This is a genomic window from Streptomyces sp. NPDC088747, assembly GCF_044751025.1.
Lineage (GTDB): Bacteria > Actinomycetota > Actinomycetes > Streptomycetales > Streptomycetaceae > Streptomyces.
Window position 1 is genome coordinate 482,095 of sequence record NZ_JBIVKZ010000006.1, and the last position, 13,847, is coordinate 495,941.

Annotated in this window: 10 protein-coding genes; all 10 read right to left on the reverse strand. The window is 71.0% G+C overall.

Features of this window, described 5'->3' with window-relative positions:
• Positions 1–132 precede the first annotated feature (132 nt).
• The 10 genes from ACIP79_RS17865 to ACIP79_RS17910 all read right to left on the reverse strand — a co-directional run bounded on the left by ACIP79_RS17865 (position 133) and on the right by ACIP79_RS17910 (position 13,782).
• Complete coding sequence (locus tag ACIP79_RS17865) at positions 133–1,506, reverse strand: PP2C family serine/threonine-protein phosphatase (RefSeq protein WP_401224196.1); 1,374 nt, start codon at positions 1,504–1,506, stop codon at positions 133–135.
• Positions 1,507–3,987: a tetratricopeptide repeat protein gene (locus ACIP79_RS17870; protein ID WP_401224305.1), complete on the reverse strand. Its 2,481-nt coding sequence runs from the start codon at positions 3,985–3,987 to the stop codon at positions 1,507–1,509.
• A gap of 65 nt (positions 3,988–4,052) precedes the next feature.
• Positions 4,053–5,378, reverse strand: a complete 1,326-nt coding sequence (locus ACIP79_RS17875; protein ID WP_401224199.1) for a hypothetical protein — start codon at positions 5,376–5,378, stop codon at positions 4,053–4,055.
• An 82-nt stretch (positions 5,379–5,460) separates the two neighbouring features.
• Complete coding sequence (locus tag ACIP79_RS17880; protein WP_401224202.1) at positions 5,461–6,480, reverse strand: glutamate ABC transporter substrate-binding protein; 1,020 nt, start codon at positions 6,478–6,480, stop codon at positions 5,461–5,463.
• 29 nt (positions 6,481–6,509) lie between these two features.
• Positions 6,510–8,033: a hypothetical protein gene (locus ACIP79_RS17885; protein ID WP_401224204.1), complete on the reverse strand. Its 1,524-nt coding sequence runs from the start codon at positions 8,031–8,033 to the stop codon at positions 6,510–6,512.
• Between the two features lie 275 nt (positions 8,034–8,308).
• Positions 8,309–9,322: an N-acetylglucosamine kinase gene (locus ACIP79_RS17890; RefSeq protein ID WP_401224207.1), complete on the reverse strand. Its 1,014-nt coding sequence runs from the start codon at positions 9,320–9,322 to the stop codon at positions 8,309–8,311.
• Positions 9,319–10,584: a 6-phospho-beta-glucosidase gene (locus ACIP79_RS17895; RefSeq protein ID WP_401224209.1), complete on the reverse strand. Its 1,266-nt coding sequence runs from the start codon at positions 10,582–10,584 to the stop codon at positions 9,319–9,321. The genes ACIP79_RS17890 and ACIP79_RS17895 overlap by 4 nt, the downstream gene beginning before the upstream one ends.
• Positions 10,585–10,586: 2 nt before the next feature.
• Complete coding sequence (locus tag ACIP79_RS17900; protein ID WP_401224212.1) at positions 10,587–11,489, reverse strand: carbohydrate ABC transporter permease; 903 nt, start codon at positions 11,487–11,489, stop codon at positions 10,587–10,589.
• Positions 11,490–11,493: 4 nt separating this feature from the next.
• A complete protein-coding gene (locus ACIP79_RS17905; RefSeq protein ID WP_401224215.1) occupies positions 11,494–12,438 on the reverse strand; it encodes a carbohydrate ABC transporter permease in 945 nt (314 codons plus the stop codon).
• Positions 12,439–12,444: 6 nt separating this feature from the next.
• Positions 12,445–13,782 carry an ABC transporter substrate-binding protein gene (locus ACIP79_RS17910; protein ID WP_401224217.1) on the reverse strand — a complete coding sequence of 446 codons (1,338 nt, stop codon included), beginning with the start codon at positions 13,780–13,782 and terminating at the stop codon, positions 12,445–12,447.
• Positions 13,783–13,847 lie beyond the last annotated feature (65 nt).

Here is a 13,847-nt window from a genome sequence, read left to right on the forward strand (position 1 = left end):
TACGACGCGGTCGGCGGTACGGAGGCGATGACTGTGTTCGGACCGGTCCCCTCCGGTCCGAGGCCGCTGCTGTCCCGCGCTCGGGGGCCGTTGTTCGTTCAACGGCCCCCGGCCCGTCACGGTTCCGTGGCCTCAGGCCGATCCTGCCCCCTGCGAGGGGGCCGGGAACGGCAGGACCGCCACTGTTACGTTGTCGTGGCCCCCGCCGTCCAGGGCGTGGCCGACCAGGACCTGTGCGCTGTGCAGCGGACGCTCGGCGGCGTCGAGGGGTACGACCTCGGCCAGGTGCTCGGCCGCCTCGGCGTAGTTCCACAGACCGTCGGTGCACACCACCACTACACCTGGCCGGTCCGGCTTGAAGGAAGCGGTGTGCGGCTCCAGTTCGTAGGAGTCCGCGCCGAGCCAGCCCGTGATGGCGTGGGCGCGCTCGTCGGCGTACGCCTCCGCCTCGTTCATCAGGCCCGCCGCGACCATCTGCGCGGCCCACGAGTCGTCCTCGGTGAGCCGGGCCGGGGGTGAACTCCGGTCGACGGGAACCCAGTAGGCGCGGCTGTCGCCGACCCAGCCGATGATCAGCAGGGTGGGGGTGACGACGGCGCCGACGAGGGTGCAGGCCGGCGCGTTCACGTGCGGGGCGTGCTCGTCGTGCGGAACGGGCGGGTCCGCCAGGGCGTTGACGGAGTCGGAGGCGGCGATGATCGCCTCGTGCATGGCCTGCTGCGGGTGGGTGCCGAGCGGCAGGGCCGCGAGCAGCGACTCGTTCGCCGCGCGGGACGCGGCGAGGGAGGCCTCGTCGGGACGGGTCGCCGAGGAGACGCCGTCGCAGACGATCGCCACGACGGCGGGCGAGCCGTCGGGCAGGGCGGTCGAGGAGATCGCGAACGCGTCCTCGTTGCGGTGGTGGCGCAGGCCCCGGTCGCTGACCGCCGAGACAGCGCTCAACTCCTGTTCCATGTGGTCGCGTTCGCGTGGCTGCGCGTGCCCGCAGTTCTCGCAGTAGCCGTCGCTGTCGACGCTGCCCGAGCGGCAGGCGACACACAGCCTGGCGCCCGCTGCGGGGGCCGCGAGATCGGCGGTGCGCGGATCGGCGAGGGGAGCGGCGGCTCCTTCGGCCGGTCCCCCGGCCGGTCCTTCGGCCGGGGGAGCAAGCGGGTACTCGTCAGGCTCGCGCGGCCTGTCGAACCGTACGCCCGCCGACTCGCGTGCCGGGTGCGGGAGTTCGACGCCGCCCGAGTCGGTGCCCTGGATGTCGGCCGCCCGGTGCACCGGCGCCGGGGTGTCGGAGCTGTCCACCTCGGGCGCGACGGGCCAGTCGACCGACGGGACGGACGAAGGGGGGTGCGGCGAAGCGCCGTTCACGGCGGTCGTCGGATCTTCCTGCGGCGGTGTGGGCACCGCCGACAGGTCGTATCCGCACGCGCCGCAGAAGCGGTCGGCCGCTTCCAGCGGCTCCTCGCAACTGGGGCACCGCGAAAGGGCCGTCGGCTGGGGCATCTGGGACATCAATCACACCCACGTCCGGGGGCGGTAACGGTTGGCACGTTCCACCAGGTCGATCCTCTCCTCGCCGCCCCGCGCGAGGCGGGCCAGCGTGCGGTACGAGCGCTCCAGGCCGAAGCGGAGTCCGCGCTCGTCCAGCGCACTGCCGAGCAGCGCACGTCCGCCGCCGGAAACCGGAGCGGAAACCTGGCTACCGGAGAGTACCCAGTCCAGGGCGCAGCCCAGTACTTCTGTGGACAACTGCTCGCGTCGCACCGCGTCCAGACCGTAGCCGTCCAGTGCCTCCACCTGCCCCGCGGCCGCTGTCAGGTCCTCCAGGAAAGGCGCGGCGGACGCCTCCTCGGCGAGTCGCTGCCGCAGCCGTGCCCGGACGGCCGCGACCCGTGCCGCCGTGTAGTGGATCGACGACTCCGGTACGGATTCCAGCGTCTGTACGGCGCCACGGCGGTCGTCCGAGGCGAGCTGTACGCGGGCCAGGCCGAACGCCGAACTCACGTAGCTGGGGTCGGTCGTCCAGACCAGGCGGTAGTACTCGGCGGCGTTGTCCAGCTGCCCCAGTACCTCCGCGCACACGCCGAGGGCCAGCTTGGGCGCCGGCTCGCCGGGGAACGCGTCGTAGACCGCGTCGAAGGAGAGCGCGGCGACCTCGTGCTCGCCGTTCGCGAGCGCCGCGACCCCGCGGTACCAGACCACCCGCCAGTCGTCCGGGTGATCCGTCTCCAGGGCCGCGAGCGCCCTCGCGGCGTCGGCCGGTTCGCCCATCTCCAGGCGGGCCCGCAGCTCCCGCAGCCGCAGCTCGAGGGAGCCGGTCGGCGCGGCGTGCAGCGCGGTGATCAGCTCCGCGGGCGCGGAGGCCATCAGCCCGGCCAGGAAACCGGCGTTGGGGTCCCCCGGGTCGACCCGGGGGACGGGCAGCGCGAGGGCGGTGGCGGCGGCCTGGACGGGTCTCACCAGGGCGCTGGTGCCCGCCCGGCCGTTGACGCCCGAGGTGATGGCGAGTCCGCCGTTGTCGGTGACCGCCCGGCGGCGGCGCCCCACCGGCACCGCCCGGCCGCCCAGCCGTGACACGTCACCGTCCAGCGTCCCGAACAACTCCGTGTCCGTGACCTTGAGTTCGGGCCCGAACAGGGTGGAGAGCGAGGGGCGGGCGCGGCCGGTCTGCACCGAGACGACCTCGCGCAGCACGCCGGTCAGCTGCTCGGCCATCTCCTGCGCGGAGGCGAACCGGCGGGCCGGGTCGGGGTCGGTGGCCCGCACCAGGAGCCGGTAGAAGGACTCGTACTGGCGGAAGACCTCGATGTTGTCCGGGTCCGGCAGGGAGTCCACGAACACGTTCGTGTAGCCCTGGAAGTCGAAGGTCATCACGGCCAGCGTGCGGGCGACCGTGTAGAGGTCGGAGGCGACGGAGGGGCCGACCTCGGCGACCTCGGGTGCCTGGTAGCCCACGGTGCCGTAGATGGCCGACTCCTCGTCGTCCATCCTGCGGACCGCGCCCATGTCGATCAGCTTGAGCTGGTCCTCGGTCTGTATCGCGTTGTCGACCTTGAAGTCGCAGTACAGGAGGTTGCGGCTGTGCAGGTGGCCGAGCGCCTCCAGGGCCTCGATGCCGTACGCGCAGGCCTGCTCCACCGGCAGCGGGTCCCGCTTCCCGGCCACCGTACGACGGTCGTTGGCGATCTCCTTGAGGGACTTGCCGCCGACGTACTCCATGACGATGTACCCGTCGAGGGAGCCGGTGCGCTGGTCGAGGTGCTCGACGAAGTTGTAGATCCGCACGATGTTGGCGTGCTCGATCTCCGCGAGGAAGCGGCGTTCGGAGATCGCCGCCGCCATCGCGTCCTGGTCACCCGTGTCGAGCAGGCCCTTGAGGACCACCCAGCGGTCGGACACCGCGCGGTCGACGGCGAGATACACCCAGCCGAGCCCGCCGTGCGCGAGGCAGCCCACCACCTCGTACTGGCCGTGCACGATGTCGCCCGCGGCCAGCTTCGGCACGAACGAGTACGGGTTGCCGCACTTCGTGCAGAACCCCTCCGTGCGGCCGGGCGTCTCGCCGCGCGAACGCCCCACCGGAGCACCGCAGTCGGAGCGCGAGCAGAACCGCTTGCGCTCGGGCACCTCCGGGTTCTCCTGGACCATCCCGCGCGGGTCGGGCCGCGGCACACCCGGCACCTCGACCAGACCGGCACCGAGCCGGCCGCGCGAGGAGGAACCGGCGGCCGAACCGGAGCTGCGGACCGAGACCGACCGGCCCGTCGAACTGCCCGACAGCGAGCGGGAGAGGCGCCCGGAGACCGAGCGCCGGGACTGCGAGGAGCGCGACGAGGCACGGGAACTCGCCCGCGAACTGCTGCTGTTGGCGTTGCCCGAACCCCGCGAGCTCCTGCCGCCCGAGGTGATCCCGGTCGACGGCGACCCGACCATCCCCCTGCCCGACACGACCGGCGCCAGTCCGCACGTGTCGCAGTACAGCTCGCCGCCGCCCATGTCCTCGTACGACCCCGCGCAGCCGGGCCGCTGGCACGTCCGCCGCTCACCCTCGGTCTGCTGACTCACGATTCCCCCCTTCGGTCCTGTGGCCCCTCGCCCTGCTCGGGCACCCGCGGGCTGAGCAGGTCGGCCGCCGCGTACTGGTAGCGCAGTACGGCGTCCTCCGCCACCCGCAGGTCGCAGGGCGCGCTCCACAGCATGCGGCGAGCCGCGTCGTAGCGCTCGATGAGGAACGGGTCCTCCGCGAGGCCGTGCCTGGCGACCTTCGCCTTGTACGCGTCGAGACGGCCGCGCAGCTCCGCGCGGACCGCCAGCGGCTGGGTGACCGCGGTCAACGACTCGCGGGCCCGCAGCAGTTCGTCCTCCGCCTTCTCCTCCAGCGCCTCCAGGAGCGGCGAGAGACGGTGCCACTGGGCATGCCTGCGGTACTCGGCCGCGGTCGCCAACTGCTCCTGGAGCACGGTCGGCGGGCCGCTGACCGCGGGCACCTCGGACGCGGCGATCTTGGCGAGCACCTCACCGCGGGCGTTCCGCGCCTCGGCGAGGGTGCGGTCCGCGCGGCTGAGCACGTCACGCAGCTTCACCAGGCGCGCCTCGGCGTCCTGCCGGACGGTGAGCACGGCGTCGATCTCCCGGCGCACGTCCTCCAGGGCGCGCGCCTCGCGGTCGTACGTCGTGGTGTCCGGGCGTCCGCCGCCGGGCGCCGAACTCCCCTTCGCGGGCAGCCAGAAGGCCAGCGGGTCGGACACCACGCGCTCGCGCAGGGTGGTGAGCGTGCGGGTGATCCGCTCCAGGTCGTCGCCCGAGGGGTGCTCGCCCGGACGGACACCGACGGAGTGCGCGAGCCGGCGGGTGCGCTGGAGCTCGGCGGCCAGTAAATCGATCCGGGCCGGCAGCGCGGACCAGACCGCGTCCGCGGCGATGACCATGTCGAGCGAGGACGCGTACAGCTCGTTCATCCGCTCCACCAGCGCGACCAGCGAGAACCGCTCGCTGAGCTTGCCGGTGCCGGCCAGCGTCGGCGCGTTCGCGGTGGCCGTGGCGGACCCGGCGACCGTGATGCTCGCGCCGCGCAGCAGCTCGGTCAGCTCCAGCAGGTCCTCGCGGCTCGACCAGCGTCTGCGTGAGCGGATGTCGCGGCCGGCGCGCAACGCGTCCGAGTAGGCGTCGAAGTACGCCCACAGCAGGTTGATCGACGCCTCGGCGGCGGCCCAGCGCTCCTTGGTCGTGCCGGTGAGCTCGGCGCCTTCGAGGAGTCTGCGGCCCGCGTGGTCCTGGAGGGCGAGGAGCGAGGTCTCGATGGCCTCGTGCTCCGCGCCGAGCCGCGCCAGCGCACGGTCCACCTCGTCCCGGTCCAGCACCGGCTCGGGGGGTCCCGTGACGCCCATCGATCACCTCTCGCTTCCGCTCGTGTCCGCTGCTTGTACCGCTACCCGTACCGCCACCGCTGCTCTTACCGCTACGCGACCGCTACTTGTATTTCGGGGCGGGCGGATCGGAAGACGGGGAGTCCGCCCCGAGCGTCGCGGAGAGCCACTTGTCGTACGCCGTCCGCCAGCCGTTCTGCCGGTAGTCCTCCAGGACGCGGTTGACCCTGCGCACCAGGTCGTCGGCGCCCTTCTTCATCGCCACGCCGTAGTACTCGGTGGTGAAGGTCTTGCCCTTGAGCTGGACCGTGGGGTCCTGGGCGGCCTGGCTCGCCGCCAGCGCGCCGTCGGTCACCACGGCGTCCACCTCGCCCAGTTGGAGCCGCACCAGGCAGTCGAGCTGGTTGGGGACCGTCGTCGATATGTCGGCGGTGGAGGCGAGCTTGCCGGCCTTCTTGTCGGCGTCCAGCTTGTCGTACGCGGTGGAGCCCGTCGCCGTGCAGATCTTCTTGTCCGCGAGCGACTCGTCATACCCCTTGACGGTCGAGTCGACGGGGGCCAGGACCTGCTGGCCGGTCTCGAAGTAGGGCGCGGAGAACGCGACGTCCTCCAGCCGGGAGCAGGTGATCGTCATGGTGCGGACCACCATGTCCACCTTGCCCTGCTGTATGGCGGGGATGCGCTGGTTGGTGGGGATGGCGCGGAACTGCACGGCGTTCTCGTCGCCCAGGATGTCCTTGGCGATGGCGTGCACGAGGTCGATGTCGAAGCCTTCGAGGTCGCTGCCGCTCTCCGTGTTGTTCGGGTCGCGGTAGCCCCAGCGGAAGCTGTTCTGGTCGACGCCGACGATCAGCCGCGGGTCCTTGCGGTTCTTGATGGCCTCGATCGTCGCGCCGCTCACCGCGGACGGGGTCAGGCTCTGGTCCTGCGGGTCGGTGCACTCCTCGGCCTTCGCCTGGGTGCCCCTGCCCACGCCCTGGCCGCCGATGCCGGTGCTGCCGTCCCCGCGCGCACCGCTCAACGGCAGCAGCAGGGCGAACACCGCGGTGAGCGCGCAGGCGACGGCCATCGCGCCCACCCCGCCCCAGCCCTTCAGGCTTGCCCTCAGACGTCGTGCACCCATCGCCGCTCCTCCTCTCACCGCTCCCCCTCTCACCGGTACTCCGAAAGCCTGCGCCCGATGCCGAGTACCGCGCCCGCGGCGGCCAGCACCGCCAGGACCGCCGCGCCCACCGGCAGGCCGGTCAGCGCGTCCAGGCCGTTGCCCGCCGACTTCCTGAACTCGGTCTCCTCGTGCGCCACCGCCAGTGCAAGGTTCTTGTCGACGCCGTCGAAGCACTCGCCCGTCGGCTCGTCGCTCTTGGAGCCGATCACCTTGTCCAGCGCGGCCTGGTAGTTGCCGTTGTCGTCGGCCTCGCGGGCCTCCAGATGACGGAGCTTCCACACCTTCATGTTGCCCGTCGCGGTGGCCACGGGCTCCTCGCCCGCCTTGTCGTCGGCGAGGGCCGAGGCGGCGGCGAGCTTCTTGGTGAGGTCGTCCATCTCCTGCTGGAAGTCGTAGTCGAAGAGGTCCACGACCGAGCCGTCCGGCAGTTCCTTGGTCTCCGCGCCCCGGCTGACCAGGGTCAGGTTCTCGTTGCCGCGCGCGTTCAGGGACGCGAGCCGGGCGTCGTTGAGCACGTTCAGGGAGCGGACGCCGTGGTCGTAGGACTCGTTGAGCCCCGCCCTGGCCACGCTGTGCCCGACGACCAGCCAGAGCAGCACGACCGCGGAGGCGGCGGTGGCGGCGGCCATGCCGTGGTTCAACACCCGGTTCGTACGCCGGTAGTTGCGCTGCTGGGCCCAGGCGAGACCGGCGAGGGCGAGCAGGCCGAGACCGATCGCGATCCACGGGTAGGGCGTGGCGTCGGCGTAGTCGGCCTCCAGGCGCTGGTTCTCCTTGGTGTAGAGATCCCTGGCGGCCGGGAGCATCTCGTCCTGCATCGTCGCGTTCGCGTACCGCAGGTAGGCGCCGCCGAGCGGGAAGCCCTGCCGGTTGTTGGCGCGGGCCCGCTCGATCAGGCCCTTGTACTCCGGCAGCAGCTTGTTGAGCTTGGTGATGGTCTTCTCCGACGGGGAACCCGGCTCGGAGTTGGCCGCGGCCGTGACCAGCTTCTCGGCGGCCGTCTGGATGTCGCTCTCGTAGCGGGTGCGGGACGCCTCGGTCTCCTGGCCGCCCGCGAGGAAGCCGCTGGAGGCCGCCGTGTTGGCGTCGGCGAGCGAGCGGTAGATGTCCGCCGCGCTGGCGCTCAGCGGCTGGCTGCTGTTCAGCACGTCGTCCGCGGCGGCCGAGCGGTCCGTCATCTGCCAGGCGGTGACCGCGCCGAACGCGACGACCAGCAGGGCCAGTACGGCGCCGATGATCCGCAGGCGCCCCGGCTCCGTCGTCGCGGCGGAGCGCAGGGAGTCCACGCCCTCCGCCCAGGCCGTGCGGCGTGCGGGAGCGGGCGGCGGCGTGTGCGCGGGAGTGTGCGGGGCGGCGGGTGCCGCGGCTCCGGCAGGCCTCGGCACGGCGGGACCCGACTGCGGCGGCAGGGCCGGCATCGTGGGCGCGGCCGGGCGCACCGACAGCCCCGGCGGGCCGGGTTGTCCAGGTGTCCCCGGTGGCGCCGCGCTGCCGTTCGGCGGGTACGTCACGTGACCTCCCCCATGGTCATCCGTCTGTCACCTCTGTCCTGTGCGCGGGGAGCACGGACGAGATGCACGGCCGCAAGTATCGTCGCAGTGACCGACATTCGCACAGTTCTTGACTCGATCTTGTTCGGATCACAGCGCGGTGCGACTCTCCCGGCAGCGCCTCCCTTCCCCTGAACACGCAGTGGGTATGTGTTCGGTTCCCGTTCGGGGAAGCGCCGGAGGGGCGGGTCTCCCCGCCCCTCCGGGGTCCGGATCAGGCCTCCTCCGTGTCCGGATCAGCCCCCCTCGTAGAACGCCCGCACGCGCGTGTGTGCCTCCTGCGGCGCGCCCACATGGTCCAGGCCGAGCAGCGCCGCGCCGAGGACCGGGCTGGCCGTGACCACCTGGGGGACCGCCTTGGGTGCGCGGTCGGCCAGCAGTTCCCTTATCCGGGAGTCGAGTTGGGCGTGGCGGGCGGCGAGGATGCTGCCGCCGAGGAGGACCGGGGTGGACTCCTCCAGGAGGGAGAGGCGGGTCAGGGCGACCGTGGCCATGGCGACCACCTCCTCCGCGAGGCGGTCGACGAGGGAACGGGCGACCGGGTCGCCGTCGGTCGCCGTGCTGAACAGCACCGGCGTCAGCTCGTGGCGGCGGGCGTTGCCGAGGTGCTCCAGGTGCAGGGCCTCGATGAGGGCGTACATGGAGGGGAGACCGAAGTGGGCCGGGAGGGTGCGGGCCAGGGCGGTGGGACCGCCGCGCCCGTCCTCCGCGCGCGCGGCGTGCCACAGCGCCTCCTCGGCGAGGCCCCAACCGCCGCCCCAGTCACCGGAGATGCGGCCGATCGCGGGAAAGCGGGCGGTGCGGCCGTCGGGCCGCATGCCGACGCAGTTGATGCCCGCCCCGCACACCACCGCGACTCCGCGCGGCTCGGCGATGCCGGCCCGCAGGATCGCGAAGGTGTCGTTGCGCACCTCCACGCTCGCGCCCCACGCGCGCGCGTGCAGCGCGGCGGCCAACTGCTCCTCCTCGACCGGGAGATCGGCGTTGGCGAGGCAGGCGGCGACATGGGTCGCCGAGGTGACGCCGGCCTCGGCGAAGGCCCGGCCGACGGCGTCGGCCAGCGCGTCCACCGCCGTCTCCACCCCGACGGCGGGCGGCCGGAACCCGCCACCGCGCGCGGTGCCGATCACCCGTCCGTCCGCGGCCAGCACGGCGACGTCGGTCTTGCTGTTCCCCGCGTCGATGGCCAGGACCAGCGCCGCGGTGGGGGATTCGGCGGCCGTCCCGGCGCCGGATCCCGATGAGGTCATGCCCACGCGAGGTGCTCCCGGTTGTGCGCGATCAACTGGTCGGTGAGGGCGTCGGCGTAGGCGTGCTGGCCGATGAGCGGGTGGGCGAGGAGGGCACGGAACACCCGGTCGCGGCCGCCGCGCAGGGCCGCGTCGAGTGCCAGGTCCTCGTACGCCGTCACATTGGCCATCAGGCCCGCGTACAGCGGGTCCACCGGCGCCACCGGCAGGGGTGTGGGCCCCCGGGAGCCGATCGCGGCCTGCACCTCGATCACGGCGTCGGCGGGCAGGAAGGGGAGGGTGCCGTTGTTGTACGTGTTCACCACCTGGTGCGGGCTGCCGCCACCGCCCAGCAGCCCGGCCGCGAGGTCCACGGCCGCCTCCGAGTAGTAGGCGCCGCCGCGCGAGGCGAGCAGCTCGGGCTTCTCGTCGAGTGCCGGGTCGCCGTACATCTCCAGCAACCGCCGCTCCATCTCCGCCACTTCGGAGGCCCGTGAGGGTTTGGTCCGCAGTTCCCGTACGACCTCGTCGTGCGCGTAGTAGTAGCGCAGGTAGTACGAGGGGACGACGCCGAGGCGGTCGACGACGGAGCGCGGCAGGTGCAGGTCGTCCGCGATGGCGTCGCCGTGTCCGGCCAGCAGCTTGGGGAGGACGTCCTCGCCCTCGGGGCCGCCCAGGCGCACCCCGGTCTCCCAGCTGAGGTGGTTGAGGCCGACGTGGTCCAGGTGTACGTCGGCGGGGGTGACGCCGAGCAGCGCGGCGAACTTCCGCTGGAAGCCGATCGCCACGTTGCACAGACCGACGGTCCGGTGGCCGGCCTGGAGCAGGGCGCGGGTGACGATGCCGACCGGGTTGGTGAAGTCGATGATCCAGGCGTCGGGGTTGGCGCGGCGGACGCGTTCGGCGATATCCAGGACCACGGGCACCGTGCGCAGCGCCTTGGCTAGGCCGCCCGCGCCGGTCGTCTCCTGCCCGACGCAGCCGCACTCCAGCGGCCAGGTCTCGTCCTCGTTGCGCGCCGCCTGTCCGCCGACCCGCAGTTGGACCAGTACGGCGTCGGCGCCTTCGACGGCCGCTTCCAGGTCGTCGGTGGTGACGATCCGGCCCGGGTGTCCCTGGCGGGCGAAGATCCGCCGGGCGAGACCGCCCACCAGTTCCAGGCGTTCGGCGGCCGGGTCGAGCAGCACCAGTTCCTCGATGGGCAGGGTGTCCCTCAACCGGGCGAAGCCGTCGATGAGTTCGGGGGTGTAGGTGGAACCCCCGCCCACTACTGCCAGTTTCATAGTCAGCCCTTCACTCCGGTGAGCGTGACACCCTCGACGAACGCCTTCTGCGCGAAGAAGAACACGAGGATCACGGGGGCCATGACCAGCACGGTCGCGGCCATGGTGAGGTTCCAGTCGGTGTGGTGCGCGCCCTTGAACGATTCCAGACCGTAGGAGAGCGTCCAGGCCCCCGGATTCTCGGAGGCGTAGATCTGTGGCCCGAAGTAGTCGTTCCACGCGTAGAAGAACTGGAAGAGGGCGACCGCGGCGATCCCCGGCTTCGCCATCGGCAGGACGACCTTCAGGAGCGTCCGCAGGTCTCCGCAGCCGTCGACCTTCGCTGCGTCCAGGTACTCGTTGGGGATCGTCATCAGGAACTGGCGCAGCAGGAAGATCGAGAAGGCGTCCCCGAACGCCATCGGGATGATCAGCGGCCACAGGGTGCCGGACAGGTCGAGCTGCTTCGCCCAGAACAGGTACATCGGGATGATGACGACCTGCGGCGGCAGCATCATCATCGAGATGACCAGCATCAGGGAGAGATTCCGGCCGGGGAAGCGGAACTTGGCCAGCGCGTAGGCGACCGGGATCGAGGAGACCACCGTCAGGACGGTGCCGGCGCCGGCGTACAGGAGGGTGTTCTTCCACCAGGTCAGAAAGCCCGGGGTGTCGAACACCTTGCGGTAGTTGCCCCACTCCCAGGTGTCCGGGATCAGGTCGCGGCTGAGTGCCTGGGTGTCGCTCATCAGCGAGGTCAGGAGGACGAACACGAAGGGCAGGACGAAGAAGAGGGCGGCCGCGACACCGAGGGCGTGCACGGCGATCCACTCCAGCAGGGCCCGGCGGCGGGCGGTGCGCTCGGCGGGCGAGACGGGGGCCGGGCTTCCCGACTTGGCTGGTTTTTGCAGCACTTGAGTGGTCATGGTGTCAGTCACCTGCCTGGATGAGACCGCCCCGGCGCCGCATCAGGAACGCGGTGAACACCATGGACAGGGCGAACAGCACCAGCGCGACCACACAGGCGGAGCCGTAGTCGAAGCGCTGGAAGCCGAGGTTGTAGACGAGCTGGGGGAGGGTGAGCGTCGACTTGTCGGGATAGCCGGGCTCGAACTGGGTTCCCGCGCCCTGGATGACGCCGGACGCGACCTTTCCGGCGATCAGCGGCTGCGTGTAGTACTGCATGGTCTGGATCACGCCGGTGACCACGGCGAACATCACGATCGGCGAGATGTTCGGCAGGGTCACGTAACGGAACCGCTGCCACGCCGAGGTGCCGTCCAGCTCGGCCGCCTCGTACTGCTCCCTGGGCACGTCGAGCAGCGCGGCCATGAAGATGACCATGAGGTCGCCGACGCCCCACAGGGCCAGCATGGTCAGGGCCGGCTTCGACCAGGACGGGTCGTTGAACCAGCCCGGCGCCGGTATCCCGATGCCTTCCAGGATCGAGTTGACCGGCCCCGTACCGGGGTTGAGGAGGAAGGCGAACGCCATCGTGGCGGCCACCGGCGGGGCGAGGTAGGGCAGGTAGAAGAGCGTCCGGAAGACGCCCGTGCCGGTCCTGATCTTCGTGATCAGCATGCCGACCCCGAGACCGAAGAGGACCCGGAGAGAGACCATGACGACGACGAGCCACAGGGTGTTGCGCAGGGCGGGCCAGAAGAGCGGGTAGTTCTGGAAGACGTACGCCCAGTTCTTCGTTCCCACCCAGGTCGGCGGCTTGAAGCCGTCGTAGTGCATGAACGAGAAGTAGACCGTCGAGAGCAGCGGGTACGCGAAGAAGACCGCGAAACCGATCAGCCAGGGCGACATGAAGGCGGCCGTCTTCAGCGCCGCCCGGCGGCGCTTGGCGCGCAGTGTGTAAGTGGCGCTCATCGTGGGCTACTTGGCCTGCGCGATGTCCGTGTCGATCTGCGCGGCGGTCTTCTCGAGGCCCGCCTTCAGATCGGTTTCCTTGCCGCTCTCGTAGTCGTACCCGAACTGCTGGATCGTCACGAGGTACGTGCCGCCGTTGATGGAGGCGGGAGTGGTCGTCGAGTCGGGGTTCGACGCGATGTCCAGGAAGGTCTTGAAACGCGGGTCGTACTTCAGCTTCGGCGACTTGAGGGCGGCGAGCGTCGAGGGCACGTTGTGGATGGCGTTGGCGAATCCGACCACGGCGTCGGTGTCCGTGGTCATGTACTTCACCAGTTCCCAGGCCGCGTTCTGCTTCTTGCTGGTGGCGGCGACGCCCGCGATGGTGCCGGTGATGTAGCCCTTGCCGTACTGGTCCGCCTGGTCGTCGGGGACGGGCAGCGGCGCGACGCCGATCTCGAAACCGGGCTTGGCCTCCTCCGCCATGCCGAGCCGCCACTCGCCGTCGAGCTGCATGGCCACCTGGCCGGTGTGGAAGGGGTGCTTGGGGCCCCACTCGTCACCGAGCTTGGAGCGGTACTTCTCCAGCTTCTGGTAGCCGCCGAGTTCGTCGACGAGCTTCTTCTGGAGCGTGAAACCGGCCTCGAAGGCGGGGTCCTTGGCGATGTTCGACTTGCCGGACGAGTCGAAGTACGTCGGCGAGAACTGCCCGAAGTAGTGCTCGGTAGTCGACTCCCAGCCGTGGTAGTTCGGCATGAAGCCGAGCTGCGAGAAGCTGTCGCCCTTCGGCTTGGTCAACTTCGCGGCGTCGGCCTCGAATTCGGACCAGGTCTTGGGGGGAGCGGTGATGCCCGCCTCCTCGAAGGCGGTCTTGTTGTAGTAGAGCCCGTAGGCGTCGCCGAGCAGCGGCACCGTGCAGCGGTTGCCCTCGAACTGGGTGTACTCGTTCATGGCCTTCGGGAAGGTCTTCTCCGGGTCGATGCCCGCCTTCTCGAAGAAGGGGTTGAGGTCGACGAAGGCGCCCGAGGAGCAGAACTTGCCCACGTTGTTGGTGGTGAAGGACGAGACGACGTCGGGGGCCTTGCTGCCGCCCGCGCGCAGCGCCTGGTTGACCTTGTCGTCCGTCATGTTGCCGACGACGTTGACGTGGATGTTGGGGTGCGCCTTCTCGAAGCCCGCGACGAGGGTCTTCACGCCCTCGACCTCGCCCGGCGCGCTCCAGGCGTGCCAGAAGTTGATGGTCGTCTCCTTGGACGCGTCGTCCTGCGCGCCGGATTCGGCGGAGCCGGTACACGCGGAGACGAGGAGGGCTATGGAGGCGGAGGCGGCGAGCGCGGTGGCCGCCTTTCGGGACATTCCGGGCATGGCAAGGTCTCCCTTGGGCAGGGCGGAGCGGGACGGGGTGGTGGTGATGCTGGGAAGGGGGTGGT